This window comes from uncultured Arthrobacter sp. (genome assembly GCF_902805515.1).
Taxonomy (GTDB): domain Bacteria; phylum Actinomycetota; class Actinomycetes; order Actinomycetales; family Micrococcaceae; genus Arthrobacter_D.
In genome coordinates, this window is sequence record NZ_CADCTE010000121.1 from 45034 (window position 1) to 67418 (window position 22385).

Here is a 22385-nt window from a genome sequence, read left to right on the forward strand (position 1 = left end):
CACCTCGGGCCGGGCGGCATTAAGGCAACGCCCAGCATGATGGCCTACGGTTGGAGGCTGAACCCACCGTCCAGCGAGGAAACCCATGACGAACTCCCTGCCGTTCTGGCAAAAACGGCTGCTGCTCATCCTGGCCGGGGTGGCCGCGCTGGCCCTGATGGGCCTGGTTTTCACCGCCGGGCGCGTGTCCGCCGGGCAGGACCACCCGAACGGTGCCAGCGCCGACGCCGGCTTCGCCCGCGACATGCAGGTCCACCATGCGCAGGCCGTGGAGATGTCCCTGCTGATCCGCGACCGCAGCGCCGACGAGGACCTGCGGTCCGTCGCTTACGACATCGCCCTCACCCAGCAGCACCAGATCGGCCAGATGTACGCCTGGCTCGAGGAATGGGGCCTGCCCCAGAGCAGCTCCGCGCCCGCGATGGCGTGGCTTGACTCCTCCGCCGGCCACCACGGCGGGCAGGACGGCGCCTCCGCGCATACCGCCGGAGCGCTCATGCCGGGGATGGCCACCCCGGAGCAGCTCGCGGAGCTGAAGTCGTCCTCCGGCGTCGAGGCCGAACGCCTCTTCCTTGAACTCATGATCGACCACCACACCGCCGGCGCCGAGATGGCCGAGGCCGGTGCGGAACTGGCCGAGACCGCCCGGGTGCGCTCCCTGGCCACCAAGATGGCCACGGCGCAGCAGGCCGAAATCGGCGCCCTGCAGGACCTGCTTGACCGGCGTTAGCCGGCACCGGCGGTAGATTGGACTACAGCCGGTGCGCCCGCGCAGGGCGCTCCCCATCCCGCCACGAAGGACAGATCACCGTTGAACAAGAAGAGAGCCCAGCAGAACTCGGACCGCCAGGCACGGCTTGCCGCCATCCAGGCCCAGCAGCGGGCCAGTGAACGCAAGCGCAGCGCTCTGATTTTCGGCGGCATCGGCGCTGTCATCCTCGCGATCATCATCGCGGTGACCCTGGTGATCGTCAACCAGGTCCAGGCCAATAACGCCGCCAGGGAGGCCGCTGCCAAGCCGATCGAGGGCGTGGCGACCTTCGAGGACCTGGGCCGGGAGCACACCGAGGAGGAGGTCACGTACGAGCAGTCGCCTCCGGTCGGTGGGGATCACAGCCCCATCTGGCTCAACTGCGGCGTGTACACCGAGCCGGTGCCCGACACGAACGCCGTCCACTCCCTTGAGCACGGCGCCGTCTGGATCAGCTACCAGCCCGGGTTGGACCAGGCCGAGATCGATGCACTCACCGACCTCGTCGGCACCCGCAGCTACGTGGTCCTGAGCCCGCACGAGGACCAGGAATCCCCGATCGCGGCCAGCGCCTGGGGCCTGCAGCTCGAGGTCGACTCCGCCGACGATCCCCGCCTGGCGGCATTCATGGAGAAGTACATCCAGGGCGAGCAGACCCCGGAGCCCGGTGCCTCCTGCTCCGGCGGCATCACCCCGTAACGGCACCTCATAGGAACAGCCCAGCAGTAAGAGCACAGAGTAGTAGCAGGACAGAGAACGGCGGGCCCGGTACAACCGGGCCCGCCGTTTCGTTCAAAGCCGTTCTGCTTGGAGCCGTTCTCGATGGCGGCCTAGTCGATCGCGGCACCGATCGGTTCGAGGACCACGCCCGGGTAGTCCTTGCGGAAGTGCCCGACCTTCCACTTGTCGCCGAAGACGGCGATGATTTCGCCGTCGGCGCGGTGCAGGATCTCCCCGCCCCGGAACGTCTCCGGGACGCCGGTGCTCCCGGGGGCCACGGCCATGGCCAGGGTGTAGGACAGATTGTCGAGCGAGGTGGGCGCGTTGAACTCCGTGCCGAGCCGCTGCGCGGCGACCTCGAACTGCAGCGCGCCCACCGCGGCCAGCACCGGGGCCTGGTCGCCGCGCAGGTCCGAGCGCAGCACCTGGACGACGCCCTCGTGCTCGAGCTGCTCGATCCCGCGCCGGAACTGCTTGTACCGGCCGGGATCCTTGGCCCGGGCGACGGCGAACAGCTCGGGGGAGAACCGGGGGATGTCGGGGAACCGCACGGGTTCCTCGGCGAAGAGGCTGTCCCCGACGCGCAGGCTGGTGGCGTTGACCAGCCCGACGACATCGCCCGGCCAGGCGGTGTCGACGACCTCGCGGCTGCGGCCCAGGACGCGGTGGGCGTACTTGGTGGCGAAGGGCTTGCCGGTGCGCTGGTTGGTGATGACCATGCCGCGTTCGAAGCTGCCGGAGCAGATCCGCAGGTAGGCGATATGGTCGCGGTGGGAGCTGTCCTGGCCGGCCTGGACCTTGAAGACGAAGCCGGAGAACGGGGATTCCAGCCGGCGGGGCTCATCGCTGAGCGTCTCCCGCGGCGAGGGCGCCGGACCAAGGTCGACGAGGGTGTCGAGCAGCTGGGAGACGCCGAAGTTCTTCGCGGCGGCGGCGAACAGGACAGGGGTCTGCCGGGCCGCAGCGAACTCGGCGGCGTCGAAGGCGCCGTTCGAGGATTCGACGAGCCCGGCCTCCTCCTCGGCATCGACCCAGCGCGCCGCCTCGATGGGCTCGAGCTCCGCCGGCCGCACCTCGGTCTCCGTCGCCGCCTGGGCACCGCCGTCCACGGCCTCGAGCCGGAACGCCCGCTTGCCCGGAATGTCGAGCAGCCCGTGGAAGTCCCCGGCGATCCCCGCGGGCCAGGTCAGCGGCACCGGCGTCATCCCGGTCCGCTCGCCGATGTCGTCGATCAGGCCGAGCGCGTCGAGGCCGGGGCGGTCCCACTTGTTGATCACCGTGATGATGGGGATGTTCCGGGCCTTGCAGACGGCCAGCAGCTTCACCGTCTGCGGCTCGAAGCCCTTGGCGGCGTCGATGAGCATCACGGCGGAGTCGACGGCGGCGAGCACCCGGTAGGTGTCCTCGGAGAAGTCCGCGTGGCCGGGGGTGTCGACGACGTTGAGGATCGTGTCCCGGTACGTCAGCTGAAGTGCGGCCGAGCTGATCGAAATTCCACGCTCCTGCTCGATGCCCATCCAGTCGGAGACCGTGGCGTGGCGGCTGGACTTGCCGTGGGTGACCCCGGCGTCCTGGATGGCGCGGGCCAGCAGGGCCAGGGCCTCGGTCAGGGTCGACTTGCCGGCGTCGGGGTGGGAGATCACGGCGAAGGTGCGGCGCCGGGAGGCTTCACGCCGGACGGCCGCGGGATCGGTGAGGGGGGATTCGGTAAGAACTGGCACACTCCATTGTCGCTGATCCGCTGTCCGTGCCCCGCCGGGGCCGGCAGGGCACGGGGTGTGGACCGCCGGGCGGGGCAGTGCCCGCCCGGCGGACCGCTTAGGAGGAACCCGGTCAGCGCGCGGTGGTCGGGCGCAGGGACCACCAGCCGAGCCCGGCGGCCAGCACCATGAGCACGGCCCCGATCCCGGAGGTGAGGATCACTCCGCTGTCGAAGGCGGAGAAGGCCGACTCGAGCAGCACGGCGGCATTCGCCGCCGGCAGCTGGGCCGCGGTGTTGACCGCCCCGCCCAGGGTCTCGGTGGCCTCGGCCACCTGCCCGGAGCTCAGCCCGGCCGGCAGGCTCAGGTGGGCCTGGTAGGAGGCGAGCAGGATGCTGCCGAGAACCGCGGTGCCGAATACCGAACCGACCTCGTAGGCGGTCTCCGAGACCGCCGAGGCCGCTCCGGCCTTCGCCGGGGGAACGGTGGAGAGGATCAGGTCGTTCGAGACGGTCTCCGAGGCCCCGACGCCGATGCCCAGCAGGATGAACGCGAACAGCAGGGCCATGGCGGACTCGCCCGTGAAGGCGACGAAGGCATACGCGGCGGCGGAGAACCCGAGCGACACCGGGACCACGATGTGCGGCGGGACCCGCTTCACCACGGGCACGACCGCGAAGCCGGCGGCGATGGTCATCAGGAGCCCGGGCAGCAGGATCACTCCGGCTTCAAGCGGGCTGTAGCCCAGGATGAGCTGCAGGTGCTGCGAGACGAAGTAGAGGAAGCCCACCAGGGAGAAGATGGCCAGCAGGTTCACCAGCACGGCGCCGGTGAAGGCGCGCACGGTGAACAGCCGCACGTCAAGCATCGGCCCGGGCCGGCGCAGCTGCCGGCGCACGAACACGACGCCGGCGGTGAGCCCGACGACGACTGCGGAGATCGCCACCGGGTTGGGGCCCTCCATGGCGAAGTCCTTGATGGCGTAGACGACCGGAAGCATCGCAGCGACCGAGAGCCCGATGCTCAGGATGTCGACACGCCCCGGATTCGGATCCCGGGACTCGGGGACGAAGATCGGGGTGAGGATGAGCATCAGCACCAGGACGGGCACGGCCAGGAGGAAGACCGAGCCCCACCAGAAGTGCTCAAGCAGCGCGCCACCGAGCAGGGGGCCCAGGGCGGCCCCGGCGGAGAACCCCGCGGCCCACACGGCGATGGCGATGCGGCGCTGGTCGCGGTCGGTGAAGATGTTGCGGATCAGGGAAAGCGTGGAGGGCATCAGCATCGCGCCGAAGATTCCGAGGCCGACCCGGGCTCCGACGAGGAACCCGGCGCTCGGGGCGAAGGCTGCGGCAATGGAGAAGGCGGCGAAGCCCCAGGCGCCGATGATGAGCAGGCGGCGGCGGCCGAAGCGATCACCGAGGCTGCCCATGGCCACGAGGAGTCCGGCCAGCACGAGCGGGTAGCTGTCGATGATCCACAGCTGGGTCGCTCCGCTGGTGGCGAACGCGAGGGAGATGGCGGGAATGGCGAAACTGAGCACCGTGTTGTCCACCGCTACCAGCAGCACGGGGAGCATCAGGACAGCGAGGGAGATCCAACCCCTCACCCCTGTGCGGGTGGAGGCCGGTGACAGCACTGAGCTCACCCCGGCCGGGGACGCGGAAGTGGAGATGGACGAAGTCATACCGAGCATACTATACCGTCCAGCCGGTACAGTGCAACTTTAGTGACCCCTATCATGGAGGAATGCCAAGTTCACGAGAACGCATCCTCGACAGCTTCGAAGACACCCTGATCCGCGACGGGGAACGGGCTGCCACCATGGAGGCCGTAGCGGCGGCCGCCGAGGTCTCCAAGGGCGGCCTGCTGTACCACTTCCCGGCCAAGGAAGCCCTCGTCGAGGCCCTCGCCGAACGGCTGCTGGCCCTGGTCGAGAAGGACCGGGAGCAGATGACGGCCGACCCGGAGGGCCCCGGCCGCTACTACGTGCGGACCTCGGTCTATGAGGACAGCCCGCTGGACCGGGCGCTCGTCTCCATGGCGCGGCTGGCGCAGCAGGGCCACCCGGTGGCCCGGCGGACGCTCTCGCGCATTCAGGAGCTGTGGCTGACCACCCTCGAGGACCGGCTGGGGGACCGTACGGCGGCCCTGGCCATCAAGCTCCTCGGTGACGGGCTCTACTACGAGGCGGCGTTCTTCCGCGGCGAGGGCGCTGCGGGCCCCAGTGAGAAGGACCTTGAACGGGTCCTTTCGGTGGTTGACCTGATCGTGCTCAACCACTGCATCCCGCGGGGTGCCGCTGATGTTTAAGGGCTTCCGAAACTTCATCCTGCGCGGAAATGTCGTCGAACTGGCCACCGCCGTCGTCATCGGTTCGGCCTTCACGGCCCTGGTCGGGTCCGTCACGGACAACCTGCTGCGGCCGCTGATCGCCGCCGCCGGCGGAGGAGTGAGCGCCGAGGGGTTCGGATTCCGCATCTGGCCGGGCAACCCCGAGACCTTCGTGGACCTCGGCGCGGTGTTCACCGCCGCCGTAACCTTCCTGATCACGGCCGCGGTCGTCTACTTCGGCGTCGTGCTTCCCATGAACCGGATCAACGCCCATGCCCGGGCGCGGACGGCCGCCGCGGAGTCGGAGGAGCAACCAGTCCCCGTGGACACGGCGCTGCTGACCGAGATGCGGGACCTGCTCCGCCAGCTCGCCGAATCCACCGGCAGGAACTGAAAAAGGGCCGGCGCCCAAAGGCGCCGGCCCTTTCGGGATCAGCTGCTGCGCCGCCCCTCCCGGGTCAGCCAGCGGGATGTACCCGACCTGCGGCCGGGTGCCGGGCGCAGCCGGGGCGGCCCGTCAGCGCAGCGCTGCGGTCCCGGTGCGCGCGTCGAGCAGGTTCTGGTCCTTGCCCGCCCCGAAGCGCATGCGCGCCCGGCCGACCGACACCGCGGCAAGCCAGACCGACAGGCCGCCCACCGCGAGGCCGGCGAAGACGTCAATGACGTAGTGCCAGCCGAAGTAGACCGTGGCTACGGCCGTCAGGGCGAAGTAAATCCACATCACCCAGCGGACCATCCGGGGCAGGCGTGCCATCTGGGCGATCAGCGCGGCGGTGAAGACGATGGACACGTGCAGCGAGGCGAAGGCCGCGATACCGTGCACCGACTGGGTCGAATGCGGGTCGGCAAGCACCGTCAGCCGGTTGCGGTACAGCGACTCCTGGAGGCTTGAGACCGCAGTGTCCGGGAGGTCGGTGAAGGAGGCGCGCTGCACGTAGATCGGGCCCAGCGAAGGAACCGCGTAGTAGGTCACCGTTCCAATGACCCAGTTGAAGCAGAGGGCTCCCACATACCAGGCGCCCAGGGACAGGTCCTTGGACCAGACGAGGGCCACGGCGAGCGAGATCGGCACGAAGATCAGGAAGATCATGTAGACGAAGGAGAGGACCTCCGCCGTGATGCCGGTGCCGAGCAGCTGCTGGAGCACGTCGGCGGGGTTGCCGCCGAAGCCAAACCAGCGGTCGGTCTCCACCAGTGCGGCGTCGACCAGGTGGTCCTGAAGGAAGGGCAGGAAGCTCTTGAGGTTCCGGTACGCCACGTAGGCGAGGTAGAAGCTCGCCAGGCCGGCGGCCGCCACCGACATCCGGTGCCCGGTCCACCTCTGGTGGAAAATCTTGCGGGTCACGCGCACGAGATCGCGCGGAGCAGGGCGCTGCAGGAGCACCCGCGGAATGACGTCGGCGGCTATGACACCGAGCACGGTCAGGGGCAACCGGACGTAGCTGGGGCCGAGGAAGCCTTCCGGATCACGAAGGGGCAGCCCGGTCAGCACGGCCGTCAGCACCATCAGGCCGGCGAAGGCGAGGGTCACGATCAGGGGAACGCCGAACAGTCGGCGCCATGGTGGGCGTTCGGGCCCGACGTGGGTGGTCATTATATATATCTATCCTATGCGCGGCAGTGTCAGTAGGGTGACAGGCATCTTAACAGTTACCCCCATCTTCCCATAGGCGATCCACCTTATGGCACCAAGGCCGCGCTTGTGGTTAGATTCCGCTGCCCAAATTCGAGGTTGACGGGCCCTCCAACACCGTTCCGTCGGCGGCGAACCGGGACCCGTGCAGGGGGCAGTCCCAGGTCCGCTCGGCGGTATTCCAGCTCACGATGCCGCGCAGATGCGGGCACACCGCCGACACGCGGTGCTCGACGCCGTCGACGGTGCAGACCCCGACCGGGCTCCGGCCCTCACGGACCACGACACCCTGCCCCTCCGGCGGGGACGCGGGGGCCGTCTTCGCCAGGCCCGACACCCAGCCGGTCAGCATCTCCAGCCCCACCTCGGCGTTGACCTTCGCCGTCGACAGCGCATCGACCGGGGTCACCCGGGTCCTGTACAGGGTGTCGGCCCACGGCATGTGCCCGCCCAGGATCTTGGCAGAGAGTGCCAGCGAGGCGGCCACCGCGTTCGTCATGCCCCACTTGTTGTAACCGGTCGCGGCGTAGATGTGTCCGCCGCCGGCCGGGACCTTGCCGACGTAGGGAACCGCGGCGGCCGGCTGGTAGTCCTGGGCCGACCAGGAGTAGGCGGGGCGGGCCGTGGGGAAATACTCGCGGGCCCAGCGGGTCAGGTCGTCAACGAGGCCCTGGGTGTTCGAGTGGTGGCCGACCTTGTGGCCGTTGCCGCCCACGATGAGGTAGTCCCTGCCGCCCACCCGGGCCGTGCGCAGGGAACGGGTGGGGGTGTCCACCGAGAGGTACATCTCCGGGGGCACCCGGTCGGTCACCTCGAGGGCGATGCAGTAGGACCGCTGCGGCTTGAGGACGGCGAAGTACCCGCCCCGGTCGAGGATGGGGATGCCGGTGGCCAGCACGACATTGCGGGCCGTCACGGCGCCGGCGTCCGTCTTCAGTTCCACGCCGCCGGACTTGGGGGTTAAGGCACCCTGGACCCGCACCCCCTCGAAGAGGCGCCCGCCGTGGCGGCGCAGTTCCGAGGCCAGCGCCGCGAGCACCTCCAGCGGGTGGAACTGCGCCTGGTCCGCCAGCCTCAGGGTGCGCCGCACCGGAAAGGGAAGGGTCGAGGCATTGCCCAGCTCGGTCCCCAGGCCCGCCTGCGTGCAGGCCTCGTGTTCGGCGTCGAGGCTTTTCGCGCCGCTGTCGGTCACGGCGTAGTTCACGGCGTCCCGGCGCTCGTACCCCACGCCGTTTTCGTCGCAGAAGCGGAGGATCCAGCTCTGCCCCTCGCGGTTGCCCGTGACGTAGGCCCGCGCCAGCTCGGCGTCGTGGTGGGAGGTGATCCGGGACAGCCCGGTGCCCTGAAGCAGTGAGAGCTTGGCCGTGGTGTTGCCGGTGGTGACCGCTCCGGCCCGGCGGGCCTCAAGCACCGCCACCTTGTGCCCGGCGCGGGCCAGCAGGAGTGCGGTGGTCATGCCGGTCAGTCCGCCCCCGACCACCACCGAGTCGAATCCGGCCCCGGGGGAGAACGGCTCTGCAGGTATCTCCGGCGCGGTATCCAACCACAGTGATCTCATCGTCATCCCTCCGTAGGTGGTTCCCAGCCCACTACTAATCATGCTTACAGTCAAGGGAGGGCCACCCCCTATAGTCGAGGGATGGAACAGCGCACACTCGGCAGAACCGGCCGGCCGGTCTCGGTGATCGGCCTCGGAACGTGGCAGCTCGGCGCGGACTGGGGCGAGATCCAGGAGAGGGACGCACTCGAGGTCCTCGAGGCCGCAGCGGAGGCCGGCACCACCTTCTTCGACACCGCCGACGTCTATGGGGACGGGCGGAGCGAGAGGACGATCGGGGCGTTCCGGCGGGCCAACCCCTCACTCGATTTGGTGATCGGCACCAAGATGGGCCGGCGGGTGGAGCAGGACCCCTCCCAGTACACCCTCGCGAACTTCCGCTCCTGGGTGGACCGCTCCCGCGCCAACCTCGGCATGGAGACCCTGGACCTGATCCAGCTCCACTGCCCGCCCTCGGATGTCTACACCACCGAGGCCGTGTACGACGCGCTGGACACCCTCGTCGAGGAGGGCGCCGTGCGGAACTATGGGGTCAGCGTCGAGCGCGTCGACGAGGCCCTCGCCGCCATCGACCGCGGGAACACGGCCACGGTGCAGATCATCCTCAATGCCTTCCGGCTCAAGCCGCTTGACGCCGTCCTCCCGGCCGCCCGGGCCGCCGGGGTCGGCATCATCGCCCGGGTTCCGCTGGCCTCCGGGCTGCTGAGCGGCAAATACAGCACCTCCACCGTCTTCCCGGCCGACGACCACCGCAACTACAACCGTTCCGGCGCCGCGTTCGACGTCGGGGAGACGTTCTCGGGCGTCGACTACGAGACGGGGCTCGCCGCCGCCCAGGAGTTCGCGCAGCTGCTTCCCGCCGGGGTGGAACCGGCACAGGGCGCGCTCGCCTGGATCATCGCCCAGGAGGGAATCAGCACTGTCATTCCCGGGGCCCGCAATGCCGCGCAGGCGAAAGCGAACGCCGCCGCGGCCGGCCGGCTTGACCTCGGGCGCGCGATCCACGACGGCGTCACGGCGCTGTACGACCGCCGCTTCCGGCCCACGGTCCACTCCCGCTGGTGAGCCGGAGGGCCCGCGGCAAGGGGTTCCCTGCCGCGGCACGGTCGGCTATCGTTGAACCACCCGTCAGACGGAGTTAGAGGACGTCTGTCATCGTTCGATCCATCTAAGGAATCAACCATGACTGAATTCACCTCGTCCCTCTCCGCCGCCGGCCGGGAGGAGCGTTCCATCCGCGACTGGGCGGACCTCGCCGAGGAAATGTGGAGCTACCTCACCGGCAAGGGCGCCGCGGTCAACTACAGCCTGATCGACATGACTGTCGAGGTTCCGCGCGACGTCGGGCCCGACGCCCCGCGCGCCACCTGGAAGTTCAACGGCACCCTGCGCGTGACCACCAGCGACAACGACGCACCCGGTTCCGACCCCCACCGCGGCTGAGGCACCGTTGTGGTGGCACAACTGAGACTGGACGTCGACCTCACCTTCTCCCTGACCGAACCCGGCCCGGACGGTGGGCCGGATGAGGTCATCTCTGGAACGGTCACGGCCGCCGGATCAAGCATCTCGATTTTCTGCGACAACCCCGGAGCCTTCGGCGGAAACCTTCCCTCGGTGTCCGGGGTGCGGACCTTCGCGAAGCTGCTCGCCGACGCCGGCCTGGACGTGACCGTGACCGGCCCGCGGGGCCCGCTGATCAGCCTGGGCGCCGTCGAAACCTCGATGACGCAGCGGCTCCTGACCCGTTCGCCCCACCTGCGCCTCGGGTCGCCGTCGGTCCTCGCCCCGCTGATTCACCTCGGGCGGCGGTCCCTCGAGCGCTCCGGTTCGGCGAGCCTGCTGCCGCCGTCCACGCCGCTGCCGCTCGTGCCCACGGTGAACCGGCGGATCAGCCGCCGGATCACCACGACCCACTACGCCCCGGGCGGAGGCCGCCCGCGGCTGATCTTCGTCCAGGATTCGGCCCGGTGGAACGGCCAGGTGCCGCGGGAATTCGTGCTCGGACAGGATCGGACCACCATCGGCGCGTCGGCGGACTCGGACCTGCAGCTGCCCGGCCTTGAGGAGCTGCACGCGGAGATCCTCCACGACGCCAATGACGAATACGTGCTGGTCCCGCACGGCGCCGTCACCGGCAGCGTCGGAGGCGGGCCGGCGGTGCTGCGCACCGGGGCGCGGGTTCAGCTGGGATCCTGGTGCCTCGCGTTCTTCCGGGAGGAATACGCCGACCACGGCCGTCCCTTCGGCGGACGCAACGGCGGGGAGTTCGCCTACCAGCGGCCCCAGCGCAACCCGCGCACCGGGGTGACCGAACAGGACGGATCCGTCGGCATCGGCGATCCGCGGCGGCCTCCGCGCTGAGAGCGTGAGTGACAGCGTCGAACTGCTCCTGGACTCCGCCGCGGAGGAGGCGGTGCGCCGCGACTGGGTGCGGCTGCTGGAGCTGGGCCTGCCCAGCCAGGCGCGGCACACCTCTGAGAGCAACCGGCCCCACATCACCCTCGCGGCTGCACCGGCCATCGACGGGTCCTTCGACGCCGCCCTGCGCGGCGCGGTCCGGGACCTGCCGCAGGAGGTGCGGTTTGCCGGGCTCCTGCTCTTCGGGGGAGGGCGGCGGACGTTCATCCTGGTGCGCTCGGTCGTGGTCTCGGCGGCGCTGACGGACCTGCACCGGCGGGTGGGGGACGCCCTCACCGGCCTGCCGGGGCAGTTCGCCACCACACTCACCGGGAACTGGACGCCGCACGTCACCCTGGCCCGTGGCCTTTCCGCCGACCAGGTGGGGCAGGCCGTTGCGGCCGTTCAGGCCGAACCGGCGGCCGCCACCGCGGTGTCCGCACGCCGGTGGGACAGCTCCGCCAGGGTGACGGTCGACCTCAGCGGGTAGGGCGCCCCGGGTCCTGACCGGGCGCCGGCCGGGCGGCGCCCGGTCAGGAGCGGAGGTGGTCGACCAGCCGGTCGGCGATCCCGGTGTAGGTCGAAGGGGACAGGCCGAGCATCCTCTGCTCCGCCTCGGGGCCGAGTCCGAGGCCCGAGACGAACTCGCGCATGCGGGCGGCGTCGACCCGCCGTCCCCGGGTCAGATCCTTGAGCCGCTCATACGGGTCGTCAAGGCCGGCGGTGCCCGCGACGGCCTCGGCCCGCATCACCATCTGGATGGCCTCGCCGAGCACTTCCCAGTTGTCCTCGAGGTCCGCGGCGATGGCCGCCCCGGCGACGTCCAGCCGCTGCAGGCCCTTGAGTACGTTGCTCACCGCCAGGAGGGAGTGTCCGAAGGCCACCCCGATGTTGCGCTGGCTCGAGGAGTCGGTGAGGTCGCGCTGCCACCGGGAGGTGACCAGGGTCGAGGCGAGCACGTCAAACAGGGACGAGGAGATCTCGAGATTCGCCTCGGCGTTCTCGAACCGGATCGGGTTCACCTTGTGCGGCATGGTGGAGGACCCGGTGGCTCCGGCGACCGGGACCTGCGCGAAGTACCCGATGGAGATGTAGCTCCAGACATCGGTGCAGAAATTGTGGAGGATCCGGTTGAACCGGGCAATGTCGGAGTACAGCTCCGCCTGCCAGTCGTGGGACTCGATCTGCGTGGTGAGCGGATTCCAGGACAGGCCGAGCCGCTCGACGAAGCTGCGCGCCACCTGTTCCCAGTCCGCCGAGGGGACCGAGGCATAGTGGGCGGCGTAGGTCCCGGTGGCCCCATTGATCTTCCCAAGGAATTCGGTGGCCTCGATGCGCCGAAGCTGCCGGGAGAGCCGGTGGGCCGTCACGGCCATCTCCTTGCCCAGGGTGGTCGGCGTGGCGGGCTGGCCGTGGGTCCGCGAAAGCATCGCGACGGACCGGGAGTCCCGGGCGAGGTCCTCGATGGCCCCGACCAGACGGCGCGCAGCGGGCAGCCAGACGTCCAGGACGGCGCCCTTGATGCCGAGGGCGTAGGAGAGGTTGTTGATGTCCTCCGAGGTGCAGCCGAAGTGCACGAGGGGTTTCAGGCGCTCAAGGCCGATGCCCGGGAGCCGGCGCCCGATGAAGTACTCGACGGCCTTCACATCGTGGACGGTGACCTTCTCGATGTCCGCGAGTTCCGCGGCCGAGGCGGCGTCGAAGGAGGTGACGATGGCGCGCAGCGCCTCCTCCTGCCCCGCGTCGAGGGGGCCGGCGCCCGGGACGACGGAATTGCGGGTGAGGTGGATGAACCACTCCACCTCGACGTGGAGGCGGTCCCGGTTCAGGGCCGCCTCGGACAGGTGGTTCACCAGGGGTGCGGACGCCTCCCGGTACCGGCCGTCCAGCGGCCCGAGGGCCAGCGAGGGGGCCTCTCCCTGGGGGATGGAAGCAAGGTCAACACGGGTCGGGGAGGTATCAGCCATGCTCCGATTCTTTCACGGCCCGCACGGGCCCCGGACACCGGGCCCGTGGCGCAGCGTGCATCCACATAGCCGGCCGGCGGACGTCCCCGGCAGCGGGCGGCACTAGCATCCTGACATCGGGCAGCAGTACAGGGAGGCCGCCATGACAGCTCAGGGGATCGTTCGGCTCCCCACCGGGGACGCCGCCGACCTTGGGGGCAGGCTGCTGCGGCAGGCCCGCGAACTCGAGGAGATCCGCCACCGGGCGGCCGCGGTGGCGGCCCTCGACTGGGAGTCCCCGGCGGGCCGCAACTTCCGGCAGTACCTGGCCGGGCGCGCCTCAGCGGTCGGAAGCGCGGCCGAACTGCTTGAACAGGCGGCCCGGCTGGCCGAGGTGTACGCCGCCGAACTCGGCGATGCCGCAGGATCCCTGGCCGGCAGCATCGGCCCGTGAGCTCCGCAGGCGGCTACGATCCGGCCCCGGTCCCCGCATCCGGGCCGGGACTGAGCGTGCGCGGCGGCGTAGGCGGCATCCGGTTCCAATGGGAGGAACTCGACCGGGCGGCGGGCGAACTCGGCGGGCTGGCCGAGGCGGTGCGGGAGGTCTCCACCGCCCTGATCTACCTCAGCCTCGAGCTGGAGCGCACCCGCCTGGCGGCAGCGTGGCTTCCCGGCGGCCGGGAGGCCGGCGCCGCCGGACGGGCCGCCGCCGAAGCGCTCGACGCCGCCCGCCGAAGCACCTTCGATTCCGGCAACGAACTTCAGGAGACCGCCGATCGGATCACCCGGGCCCGCCTTGCCTATCTCGCCGCGGAGGCCGCGGCGCGGCTCGCGGCCTTCGGCGCCACGGAATCGGTGGAACTCTCGGCCCGCGCGGCGGCCTCGGCGGCCGCCCGGGAGGGGCTGCTGGTGCCGGGCCCGCTGGCCCTCACCGCGCCGGCCGAGGTGGAGCAGGTGGCCTTCGGGGGAACCGTCGAGGCGATCGCCGACCGCCTTGCCGCCGTCGAGGCGGCGCCGCCCGGTTCCTTCGAGATCCTGCGCACCGGCGGGCCCAACGGACCTGCCTACCTCGTGATCCTCCCCGGCACCCAGCCCGCCGAGCCCGGCAATCCCTTCGACGCCACCGGTATCGCGGAGGCCGTCAATGAGGACAGCCGCTATGTCGGGGCCGCCGTGGCGCAGGCCCTGCGCGAGGCCGGAGCCCGGCCGGGTGAGACCGTCCTGCTCGCCGGTTACAGCCAGGGCGGAATGCACGCAATGAACCTTGCCGCCGGCGGCGCCGTGGGCGGCACCTACGACGTCCGCCTCGTGGTCACCCTCGGATCCCCCACCGGCTGGGAACCGACGGGGACGGCCGAGTACCTCCACCTCGAACACGCCGCCGACAACGTGCCCGCCCTCGACGGTGGCCCTGCCCCGGACGAGCCGAACCGCGTCACCGTGAGGGCCGATTCCCCCGTTCCCGCCCTGCCTGCCGGACCCGGCGCCGAGGGCAAAGGCCTCGGTGCCGCCCACAAGCTCGCCACCTACGCGCAGGCGGCGGCCCTCGTTGACGCCAGCGACCTGCCGTCCCTGGCCCCGGCGGCGGCGACCCTTGCGGCGACCGGGGGAGGTGCCCAGCGCCGCCTCTACCGGGCGGTCCGGCACCCCGCGGAACACCCCCCCTGCCGCGCGGCCGGGCAGCAGCCGGCCGGCCCTCCACCGGCGGCCCGGCGCTAGGCTATGGGCATGACGTCGAACAACAGCCAGAGCACCGAGGCCGTCGCAGGCATCTCCCCGCGCAGCGTGCTGGGAAAACTTCCGCGCTACGCCGCGGGCAAGCCGCCCACGGTGCTGGAGGGGGTGCAGAGCTACAAGCTCTCCTCGAATGAGAACCCCCTGCCGCCGCTGCCGGCCGTCCTGGCGGCCATCCGCGACCGCACCGACATCAACCGGTATCCGGATCCGGCCACCACCTCGCTGCGCGGAGAACTCGCCTCCTTCCTCGGCGTGCCGGCCGAGGACATCGTGACCGGCGCGGGAAGCCTCGGCGCCCTCAACCAGATCCTCGCCGCCTTCGCCGGGCAGAACGACTTCGACGCCCCGGACGAGGTCATCTACGCCTGGCGCTCCTTTGAGGCCTACCCGATCTGCGTCGGGCTGGCCGGTGCGGAGTCCCGGCCGGTGCCGGTCCGCGCCGACGGCACCCACGACCTCGACGCCATGGCCGCCGCTGTCACCGACCGGACCCGCGTGATCCTGCTGTGCACCCCCAACAACCCCACCGGCCCGGCGCTGTCGGCCGCCGCAATCGAGGGTTTCCTCAACCGGGTGCCTGCCAATGTCGTCGTCGTGATCGATGAGGCGTACCAGGAATTCGTCCGGGAGGCCGGTGTCGTGGACGGGCTTGAGATGTACCGCAGGTACCCGAACGTCATCGTGCTGCGCACCTTCTCCAAGGCGCACGGGCTCGCCGGGCTCCGGGTGGGGTATTCGGTGTCCCAGCCCGGACTCACCGCGCACCTGAGGATGAGCGCGGTGCCCTTCGCGGTGTCGCAGATCGCAGAGACCGCCGCCGTGGCCTCGCTCCAGCACTTCGACGAGGTCGCGGAGCGGGTCCAGGGCATCGTCGACGAGCGGATGCGCGTGGTGGAGGGACTTCGAGCGCTTGGCTGGAAGATCCCCGAGGCGGAGGGAAACTTTGTCTGGCTGGCTCTCGGTGAGTCCACCCCCGACTTCGCGGCGCAGGCCGACCTGCAGGGCCTGTCCGTGCGCGCCTTCGGCACCGAAGGCGTCCGGGTCAGCATCGGGGAGCCCGAGGCAAACACCCGGTTCCTGGCGCTGTGCGCAGGATACCCGGTGGCACCCGGCGGGTGCTGACCAGACATAAATAGGTCTAACCGCCGTCACTGGCTAGTGTGGGAGCCGTACGTTTAACGAACATATGTATCCCGGTGTATGCGTCCACGAAGCATTCCAATAGGGGCATACGTCGACTGAGGAGTGGTCATGAGTGGCACCCGTTTGCCTGCGGCTGAATTCGAATCGGAGGAGATCGCCCTCGCCTCCGCCCCGCCGGGCCCCGACGGCGGCCCCGGCATGGTCCAGTTCCTCGACCCCGACGGGCACCTGTTCGACCACCCCGAGTACGGCAGGTTCTCCAGCGGCACCGGTGCGGAGCGGCTCAAGGCGCTCTACCGGGACATGTATCTCATCCGCCGGTTCGACCAGGAGGCCACCGCCCTGCAGCGGCAGGGCCAGCTGGCGCTCTGGGTGCCACTGACCGGGCAGGAGGCCGCGCAGATCGGCTCGGGCCGGGCCCTCCAGGCCCAGGACTACGTATTCCCGACCTACCGCGAACACGGCGTGGCCCTGACCCGAGGCGTCCGGCTCTCCGAAATGCTCCGCCTGTTCCGCGGCATCACCAACGGCGGGTGGGACCCGCGCGAGACCAACTTCCACCTCTACACCCTCGTCCTGGCCGCACAGGCCCTTCACGCCGTCGGCTACGCCATGGGCCTCCAGCGCGACCAGGCCGCCGATCCCACCCTGGCGCCGGCGGCGTCGGTGGCCTACTTCGGCGACGGGGCGAGCTCCGAAGGCGACGTGCACGAGGCGATGGTGTTCGCCGCCTCCTTCAACGCCCCCGTCGTGTTTTTCTGCCAGAACAACCACTGGGCCATCTCGGTGCCCTCGTCGGTGCAGACCCGGGTGCCGCTGGCGCAGCGGGCCGAAGGGTACGGCTTCCCGGGCATCCGGGTTGACGGCAACGACGTCGTCGCCGTCGAGGCCGTCACCAACTGGGCACTCGAGCACGCCCGCAGCGGCAAGGGTCCGGTCCTGATCGAGGCGTTCACCTACCGGATGAGCGCGCACACCACCGCCGACGACCCCACGAAGTACCGGCTCTCCCGCGAGGAGGAGGACTGGCATCCCCGCGACCCCCTCGCCCGCCTGGAGAAGCACCTGCGCACCACCGGGAAGGCCGGCGATGCCTTCTTCGAGGAGCTGGTCGGCGAGGCAAAGGCCATGGCCGTCGAGCTGCGGCGCGACGTGCAGGCCATGCAGCCGCCGGGACTCGAGGAACGCTTCAACACCGTGTATGCGGAGCCGCATCCCCTGGTGCAGGAGGAGCTGCAGGCGTGGCGGGACTATGAAGCGGGCTTCATTGGAGAGGAAGAAACGTCCTGATGGCAGTGATGACGGTCGCCAAGGCGATCAACGAGGGGCTCCGTGCCGCTCTTGAGAACAATCCCAAGACGCTGCTCATGGGCGAGGACATCGGCGAGCTCGGCGGTGTCTACCGCATCACCGAGGGCCTGAAGCGGGACTTCGGCGCCGACCGGGTCGTCGACACCCCGCTGGCCGAGTCCGGCATCATCGGCACCGCCATCGGTCTGGCGCTGCGTGGTTACCGGCCCGTGTGCGAGATCCAGTTCGACGGCTTCGTGTTCCCGGCCTTCAACCAGATCACCACCCAGCTGGCCAAGCTGCGCACCCGCAGCGACGGAATGCTGGGCGCCCCGGTCGTCATCCGCATCCCCTACGGCGGCGGCATCGGCAGCGTCGAACACCACTCGGAGTCACCGGAGGCGCTCTTCGCGCATACCGCGGGGCTGAGGATCATCACCCCGTCGAATCCGCAGGACGCCTACTGGATGGTCCAGCAGGCCATCGACTGCCAGGACCCCGTCATCGTCTTCGAACCCAAGCGCCGGTACTGGCTCAAGGGTGAGGTCGACACCGTCAACGCCCCGCCGAGCCCGTTCACGGCGCAGGTCCTGCGGGAGGGCTCCGACGCAACGGTCGTCGCCTATGGCCCGCTGGTCCCGGTGGCCCTTGCGGCGGCCGAGGCGGCGCAGCAGGACGGGCACAGCGTCGAGGTGATCGACCTGCGCTCCATCTCGCCCATCGACTTCGACACCGTCACCGCATCCGTGGCCAAGACCGGCCGGCTGGTGGTGGCCCACGAGGCGCCGACCTTCGGGGGCATCGGCGGGGAGATCGCCGCCCGCATCTCCGAACGTGCCTTCCTCTCCCTCGAAGCGCCGGTCATCCGGGTGGGCGGGTTCCACATGCCCTACCCCGTGGCGCGCACCGAGGAACAGTACCTGCCCGATATCGACCGAATCCTCGAGGCCCTTGAGCGGGCCTTTGCCTACTAAGGACACCGAATGGCACTGAACACTTTCCACCTCCCGGATGTCGGCGAGGGGCTCACCGAGGCCGAAATCGTTTCCTGGAAGGTCCAGCCCGGCGCCGTCGTGGCCGTCAACGACACCATCGTCGAGATCGAGACGGCGAAGTCGCTGGTCGAATTGCCCTCGCCCTTCGCCGGCGTGGTCTCGGCCCTGCTGGTGGCCGAGGGCGAAACCGTCGAGGTGGGAACCGCGATCATCGCCGTCGAGGACGCCGTCCCGGCTCCCGGGGAACCCGCCCCGGGCGGCCCGGCCGCCCAGGCGCCGGCCCCCGAAATGCCCGGGAAGCCCGCCCCGGGCGGCCCGGCCGCCCAGGCGCCGGCCCCCGAAATGCCCGGTGAGCTGACCACTCCGCCCCCCGTTGAGCCCGCGGCCGGACCGGAGAACGGCCCGCTCGTCGGAACCGGCCCCAAGGCCGATGCGGTCCGCCGCAGGCCGCGGCGCGCCTCCGGCGCGAACACCCCCGAGCCGGCGGCCGCGCCCGCGCCGACGGCACCGCCCGTGCCTCAAACACCGCCTGCTCCTGCCGTTCCGGCGGCACTCCCGGTCCAGGCAGTCAGCGCCGACGGCACCGGTCCCGCTGCGGGCCGGCCGGAGTCAAAGCCCGGGCCGCTGAACCAGCTGCTCAACCGCGTCCTGGCCAAGCCGCCGGTGCGTAAGGCCGCGCGGGACCTCGGGATCAACCTCGCCGATGTTCCTGCCACCGGGTCCTCGGGCGAGGTGACGAAGCAGGACCTGATGAGCTACCAGGCCCAGCGCGACGCCGAACAGGACGGTGCCGACTCGTTCTGGGACGACCGGAAGAAGCACGGCGCCGGCCGGATCGAGCGGATCCCCGTGAAGGGGGTGCGCAAGGCCACCGCCAAGGCGATGGTGCAGAGCGCCTTCTCCGCGCCGCACGTCAGCATCTTCGTCGACGTCGATGCCTCCCGGACCATGGAGTTCGTCAAGCGGCTCAAGGCCTCCCGTGACTTCGAGGGCATCAAGGTCTCACCCCTGCTGATCCTGGCCAAGGCCGTGATCTGGGCGGCGGCCCGCAACCCCTCGGTCAATGCCACCTGGACCGACGACGAGATCCTCGTGAAGCACTTCATGAACCTCGGGATCGCCGCTGCGACGCCCCGCGGGCTGATGGTGCCCAACATCAAGGACGCGCAGAACCTGTCCCTGAAGGAGCTCGCCCTGGCCCTGAACGACCTGGCGGTGACGGCGCGGGCCGGGAAGACCCAGCCGGCCCAGATGCAGGGCGGCACCCTGACCATCACCAACATCGGCGCCCTCGGCATCGATACGGGAACCCCGATCATCAATCCCGGCGAGGTGGCGATCGTTGCGTTCGGCACCATCAAGCAGAAGCCGTGGGTGCTCGACGGCGAGGTGATCCCGCGGTGGATCACCACCCTGGGCGGGTCCTTCGACCACCGGGTGGTCGACGGCGACCTGAGCGCCCGCTTCATGGCCGACGTCGCCTCGATCCTCGAGGAACCGGCACTGCTGCTCGACTAGCCCTCCTGCCCGCGGCTGCCGCGTCACGCGGCAGCCGCGGTCAGGAGCCGCTGGGCGTCAGGAGCTAGTGGACTGGGCCGCGTTCCGCGGCGGCACCGACGTCAGGGCCCGCTGCAGGATGGGCGCAAGCCGGCGCACGCCCTCGGCGATGTCCTCCGGGGAGACCGCGCTGAAGGCCAGGCGGAGCTTGTTCGAGGCCTCGTCCGAGGGGGTGAAGGCCGCGCCGGGAATGAAGACCACGCCGGCGTCGATCGCTTCATAGAGCAGGGGATAGGTGTCGATCCCCTCGGGCAGGGTCACCCACACGAAGAAGCCGCCCTCGGGCGTGGTCCAGTGCACGCCCTCCGGAAGGTGCTCGGCCAGCGCGGCGAGCATCGCCTCGCACCGCTCCCGGTACAGCACCCTCATGGTTTCGAGGTGGCCGCGCCAGTCATAGTCGGTCAGGTAGGAGCTCACCAGCATCTGGGTCAGGGGTGACGGGCAGAGCACCACGGCCTCGCACGCCAGGTAGAAGCGGCGGTGCAGGTGGCGGGGAACCAGCGCCCAGCCCAGCCGGACCCCCGGGGCGAAGATCTTCGAGAACGAGCCGAGGTAGATGACGTCGTTCGGGTTGCCCGCCCGCATCGGTGTCAGGGGGTGGCCGTCGAAGCGGAGCATGCCGTAGGGGTTGTCCTCGAGCACCAGGATGTTGTTGTCCCGGCAGATGTCGACGACGCGCTGGCGCCGGCCGGCCTCCATCGTGACCCCGCTGGGATTGTTGAAGCTGGGGATGGTGTAGAGGAGCTTGATCGACCGGCCCTCCTCCTTCAGCCGGACGATGGTGCGTTCGAGCTCCTCGGGAATGAGGCCCTTGTCGTCCATCGGAACGGTGACGACGTCGACCTCGTAGGCTTCGAAGGTGTTCAGGGCCCCGACGTAGGTGGGATCCTCGCAGAGGATCACGTCGCCGGGGTTGCAGAAGACCTTGGCGGCGACGTCCTGAGCCGACTGGGAGCCGGTAGTGACCACGATGTCGGCCGGGTCGGCGTCGGTGATCCCTTCGGCGGCCATCACGTCGCAGATCAGTTCGCGCAGCTCCTCCATGCCCTGGCCGCCGCCGTACTGAAGGGCTTCGAGGCCCTGCTCGGCGATGATCCGCTGGGCCGTGCGGCCCAGGTCCTCGAGGGGCAGCGAACGCAGGTAGGGGCTGCCTCCGGCAAGGGATACGAGGCCGGGCCGGATCGAGATATCGAAGACATCGCGGACCGCCGACTGCTTGATGTTGGCGGCTCGGGCCGAGTAGAGCACGTCGTGGCGGGCCGCATAGTCGGCCACCCGCTCCAGGGCTGCTTCGGTTTCGGCGGGAATCACTTCGTGGCTTGAGTCACTGGAGTTCGTCACTCCCCGAGTCTAGGCGGCGGGTTCACCGGGGGGCAACAGCTGTTGCCCCTTCGTGGGGGCGCGCGCTCCTGGGCCGGGCGGCGGACCGCTCAGGCCGGTGCCCGCCACGCCAGGACGGATGAACCGGCGCGGGCAGCAATGCCGCCGGGGAGAAACCTCAGCAGTGCGTTGCGGGCGGCGACGCCGGCCGGCGCGCGGAGGTCCGCTCCCAGCCGGCCGGCTGCGGCGGACCGGCGGGCAATCCGCTGGGTGCGGGGGCGGCGCTGGGCGTCATAGCTGCCGAGGGCGGCAGCCAGGGAGCCGCCCTGATCGACCGCCCGGGCAATGAGGAGACCGACGCACGCCCCGTCCTCGAGGGAGGAATTGGCCCCCTGTCCCAAGGTGGGCACCATCGCATGGGCGGCGTCCCCGATGAGCACGGCGCGCCCGTAGACGTACGTCGCAAGGGCCGGCGCGAGCGCGTAGACGTCATGGCGCAGGATTGCCGACGGGGCCGTCGCCTCGATCAGCGAAGGGACCGGCTCGGCCCAGCCGGCGAAGTGCTCCATCGCGGCGTCCTTCTCATCGGCCCATCGTTGGCCCTCCTCGGAGAAGGTGTACCCATACCAATACACGGAGCCGGCCCCGATCCGCAGCGCCCCGAATTCGGCGCCCGGGCCCCACCGCACCGTGAATCCGTTGGCCGCGGCAGGGAATTCACGGACGACGCCCCGCCAGGCGGACTTCCCGCTGTACCGGGGTGCCGTCGCCGGCGCGAGCTGCTGCCGGCAGGCACTGCGCAGGCCGTCGGCCCCCACAACGAGATCCGCGTCGAGGGCCAGGTCCCCCTTGTCGGAGGTGCAGAACACGACTGCCCTTGGTCCGTCCGGCCGACCCGGATCGATGCCCACCATCCGGGCGCCGGGCAGAAGGGAGGCTCCCTGGGCGGACGCCAGGAGCAGGCGGTGAAGTTCCTTGCGGTGGATGCCGTAGGCCGTCGGGGGCGGGCGCCGGAAGCTGCCGGAGGGGATACGCACCAGCCACCTGCCGCGGTGGTCCTGGGTGCCCTCCATCTGCACGGGATGGCCCGCCCCGCGGGCCGGTGTATCGAGCCCGAGCGACGCGAGCGCGGAGAGGCCGTTGGAGGTCAGGGCCAGCCCGGCCCCGACCTCCGCGAACCGTCGTGCCTGCTCGAGTACGGTCACGGTCCAGCCCTGGCGCAGCAGGGAGCAGGCGGCGGCCAGCCCGGCAATGCCGCCCCCGACCACCACAGCGTCCCGTCCGGTTCCAGCCATGCCATC

General features: G+C 70.3%; 21 protein-coding genes. 14 read left to right on the top strand and 7 right to left on the bottom strand.

Features of this window, described 5'->3' with window-relative positions:
- The first annotated feature begins 85 nt into the window (after nt 1-85).
- Nucleotides 86-730, top strand: a complete 645-nt coding sequence (locus QZX79_RS10655; protein WP_294568261.1) for a DUF305 domain-containing protein — start codon at nt 86-88, stop codon at nt 728-730.
- An 81-nt stretch (nt 731-811) separates the two neighbouring features.
- A complete protein-coding gene (locus tag QZX79_RS10660) occupies nt 812-1450 on the top strand; it encodes a DUF3105 domain-containing protein (RefSeq protein WP_120166318.1) in 639 nt (212 codons plus the stop codon).
- A gap of 131 nt (nt 1451-1581) precedes the next feature.
- On the opposite strand, the gene QZX79_RS10665 is transcribed toward QZX79_RS10660, so the two are convergent.
- Both QZX79_RS10665 and QZX79_RS10670 read right to left on the bottom strand, forming a co-directional pair.
- Nucleotides 1582-3192 carry a peptide chain release factor 3 gene (locus QZX79_RS10665; protein WP_294568262.1) on the bottom strand — a complete coding sequence of 537 codons (1611 nt, stop codon included), beginning with the start codon at nt 3190-3192 and terminating at the stop codon, nt 1582-1584.
- Between the two features lie 112 nt (nt 3193-3304).
- Nucleotides 3305-4858: an MFS transporter gene (locus tag QZX79_RS10670; protein WP_294568263.1), complete on the bottom strand. Its 1554-nt coding sequence runs from the start codon at nt 4856-4858 to the stop codon at nt 3305-3307.
- Nucleotides 4859-4920: 62 nt separating this feature from the next.
- Here QZX79_RS10670 and QZX79_RS10675 point away from each other — a divergent pair, with 62 nt between their 5' ends.
- Together QZX79_RS10675 and mscL are read left to right on the top strand one after the other, a co-directional pair.
- A complete protein-coding gene (locus tag QZX79_RS10675) occupies nt 4921-5484 on the top strand; it encodes a TetR/AcrR family transcriptional regulator (protein WP_120166324.1) in 564 nt (187 codons plus the stop codon).
- Entirely contained in the window at nt 5477-5899 is a 423-nt protein-coding gene (gene mscL, locus QZX79_RS10680; protein WP_294568264.1) for a large conductance mechanosensitive channel protein MscL, read from the top strand. The genes QZX79_RS10675 and mscL overlap by 8 nt, the downstream gene beginning before the upstream one ends.
- Nucleotides 5900-6022: 123 nt before the next feature.
- Here the strand turns inward: mscL and QZX79_RS10685 are convergent, their stop codons facing one another.
- Nucleotides 6023-7099: a phosphatase PAP2 family protein gene (locus tag QZX79_RS10685; protein ID WP_294568265.1), complete on the bottom strand. Its 1077-nt coding sequence runs from the start codon at nt 7097-7099 to the stop codon at nt 6023-6025.
- Between the two features lie 112 nt (nt 7100-7211).
- On the bottom strand, nt 7212-8702 hold the full coding sequence (locus QZX79_RS10690; protein WP_366484908.1) for an FAD-dependent oxidoreductase: 1491 nt from the start codon (nt 8700-8702) through the stop codon (nt 7212-7214).
- A gap of 75 nt (nt 8703-8777) precedes the next feature.
- Between QZX79_RS10690 and QZX79_RS10695 the strand changes: the two genes are divergently transcribed.
- The 4 genes from QZX79_RS10695 (at nt 8778) to QZX79_RS10710 (ending at nt 11586) form a co-directional block, all read left to right on the top strand.
- On the top strand, nt 8778-9761 hold the full coding sequence (locus QZX79_RS10695) for an aldo/keto reductase (RefSeq protein ID WP_294568266.1): 984 nt from the start codon (nt 8778-8780) through the stop codon (nt 9759-9761).
- A 117-nt stretch (nt 9762-9878) separates the two neighbouring features.
- Nucleotides 9879-10139: a hypothetical protein gene (locus QZX79_RS10700; protein ID WP_120166332.1), complete on the top strand. Its 261-nt coding sequence runs from the start codon at nt 9879-9881 to the stop codon at nt 10137-10139.
- Nucleotides 10140-10151: 12 nt separating this feature from the next.
- Nucleotides 10152-11060: an FHA domain-containing protein gene (locus tag QZX79_RS10705; RefSeq protein ID WP_294568267.1), complete on the top strand. Its 909-nt coding sequence runs from the start codon at nt 10152-10154 to the stop codon at nt 11058-11060.
- A gap of 4 nt (nt 11061-11064) precedes the next feature.
- Nucleotides 11065-11586 carry a 2'-5' RNA ligase family protein gene (locus tag QZX79_RS10710; protein ID WP_294568268.1) on the top strand — a complete coding sequence of 174 codons (522 nt, stop codon included), beginning with the start codon at nt 11065-11067 and terminating at the stop codon, nt 11584-11586.
- 43 nt (nt 11587-11629) lie between these two features.
- On the opposite strand, the gene purB is transcribed toward QZX79_RS10710, so the two are convergent.
- Nucleotides 11630-13063 (bottom strand): adenylosuccinate lyase, encoded by a 1434-nt coding sequence (gene purB / locus QZX79_RS10715; protein WP_294568269.1) that lies wholly within the window; start codon nt 13061-13063, stop codon nt 11630-11632.
- Between the two features lie 142 nt (nt 13064-13205).
- Between purB and QZX79_RS10720 the strand changes: the two genes are divergently transcribed.
- From QZX79_RS10720 to QZX79_RS10745, 6 genes are all read left to right on the top strand, one after another.
- On the top strand, nt 13206-13496 hold the full coding sequence (locus tag QZX79_RS10720) for a hypothetical protein (RefSeq protein ID WP_294568270.1): 291 nt from the start codon (nt 13206-13208) through the stop codon (nt 13494-13496).
- Nucleotides 13493-14761 carry a hypothetical protein gene (locus QZX79_RS10725; protein WP_294568271.1) on the top strand — a complete coding sequence of 423 codons (1269 nt, stop codon included), beginning with the start codon at nt 13493-13495 and terminating at the stop codon, nt 14759-14761. Before QZX79_RS10720 ends, QZX79_RS10725 begins: the two co-directional genes overlap by 4 nt.
- 9 nt (nt 14762-14770) lie before the next feature.
- Nucleotides 14771-15901 carry a histidinol-phosphate transaminase gene (locus QZX79_RS10730; RefSeq protein ID WP_294568272.1) on the top strand — a complete coding sequence of 377 codons (1131 nt, stop codon included), beginning with the start codon at nt 14771-14773 and terminating at the stop codon, nt 15899-15901.
- A gap of 129 nt (nt 15902-16030) precedes the next feature.
- Nucleotides 16031-17212: a pyruvate dehydrogenase (acetyl-transferring) E1 component subunit alpha gene (gene pdhA, locus QZX79_RS10735; RefSeq protein ID WP_294568273.1), complete on the top strand. Its 1182-nt coding sequence runs from the start codon at nt 16031-16033 to the stop codon at nt 17210-17212.
- Nucleotides 17212-18186, top strand: a complete 975-nt coding sequence (locus QZX79_RS10740; RefSeq protein ID WP_294568274.1) for an alpha-ketoacid dehydrogenase subunit beta — start codon at nt 17212-17214, stop codon at nt 18184-18186. Before pdhA ends, QZX79_RS10740 begins: the two co-directional genes overlap by 1 nt.
- 9 nt (nt 18187-18195) lie before the next feature.
- A complete protein-coding gene (locus QZX79_RS10745; RefSeq protein ID WP_294568275.1) occupies nt 18196-19725 on the top strand; it encodes a dihydrolipoamide acetyltransferase family protein in 1530 nt (509 codons plus the stop codon).
- 57 nt (nt 19726-19782) lie between these two features.
- Here QZX79_RS10745 and QZX79_RS10750 read toward each other — a convergent pair whose 3' ends face one another.
- Both QZX79_RS10750 and QZX79_RS10755 read right to left on the bottom strand, forming a co-directional pair.
- Entirely contained in the window at nt 19783-21105 is a 1323-nt protein-coding gene (locus QZX79_RS10750) for a PLP-dependent aminotransferase family protein (protein ID WP_294568276.1), read from the bottom strand.
- A gap of 89 nt (nt 21106-21194) precedes the next feature.
- Nucleotides 21195-22379 (bottom strand): FAD-dependent oxidoreductase, encoded by a 1185-nt coding sequence (locus QZX79_RS10755; RefSeq protein ID WP_294568277.1) that lies wholly within the window; start codon nt 22377-22379, stop codon nt 21195-21197.
- Nucleotides 22380-22385: the final 6 nt, after the last annotated feature.

Excerpts from the sequence above, each read along its gene's own strand:
- QZX79_RS10700 (WP_120166332.1), top strand. The coding sequence starts at position 9,879 with ATGACTGAATTCACCTCGTCCCTCTCCGCCGCCGGCCGGGAGGAGCGT.
- QZX79_RS10675 (WP_120166324.1), top strand. The coding sequence starts at position 4,921 with ATGCCAAGTTCACGAGAACGCATCCTCGACAGCTTCGAAGACACCCTG.
- QZX79_RS10720 (WP_294568270.1), top strand. The coding sequence starts at position 13,206 with ATGACAGCTCAGGGGATCGTTCGGCTCCCCACCGGGGACGCCGCCGAC.
- QZX79_RS10685 (WP_294568265.1), bottom strand. The coding sequence starts at position 7,099 with ATGACCACCCACGTCGGGCCCGAACGCCCACCATGGCGCCGACTGTTC.
- QZX79_RS10690 (WP_366484908.1), bottom strand. The coding sequence starts at position 8,702 with ATGACGATGAGATCACTGTGGTTGGATACCGCGCCGGAGATACCTGCA.
- QZX79_RS10655 (WP_294568261.1), top strand. The coding sequence starts at position 86 with ATGACGAACTCCCTGCCGTTCTGGCAAAAACGGCTGCTGCTCATCCTG.
- QZX79_RS10670 (WP_294568263.1), bottom strand. The coding sequence starts at position 4,858 with ATGACTTCGTCCATCTCCACTTCCGCGTCCCCGGCCGGGGTGAGCTCA.
- QZX79_RS10730 (WP_294568272.1), top strand. The coding sequence starts at position 14,771 with ATGACGTCGAACAACAGCCAGAGCACCGAGGCCGTCGCAGGCATCTCC.
- mscL (WP_294568264.1), top strand. The coding sequence starts at position 5,477 with ATGTTTAAGGGCTTCCGAAACTTCATCCTGCGCGGAAATGTCGTCGAA.
- QZX79_RS10695 (WP_294568266.1), top strand. The coding sequence starts at position 8,778 with ATGGAACAGCGCACACTCGGCAGAACCGGCCGGCCGGTCTCGGTGATC.
- pdhA (WP_294568273.1), top strand. The coding sequence starts at position 16,031 with ATGAGTGGCACCCGTTTGCCTGCGGCTGAATTCGAATCGGAGGAGATC.
- QZX79_RS10755 (WP_294568277.1), bottom strand. The coding sequence starts at position 22,379 with ATGGCTGGAACCGGACGGGACGCTGTGGTGGTCGGGGGCGGCATTGCC.
- purB (WP_294568269.1), bottom strand. The coding sequence starts at position 13,063 with ATGGCTGATACCTCCCCGACCCGTGTTGACCTTGCTTCCATCCCCCAG.
- QZX79_RS10740 (WP_294568274.1), top strand. The coding sequence starts at position 17,212 with ATGGCAGTGATGACGGTCGCCAAGGCGATCAACGAGGGGCTCCGTGCC.
- QZX79_RS10745 (WP_294568275.1), top strand. The coding sequence starts at position 18,196 with ATGGCACTGAACACTTTCCACCTCCCGGATGTCGGCGAGGGGCTCACC.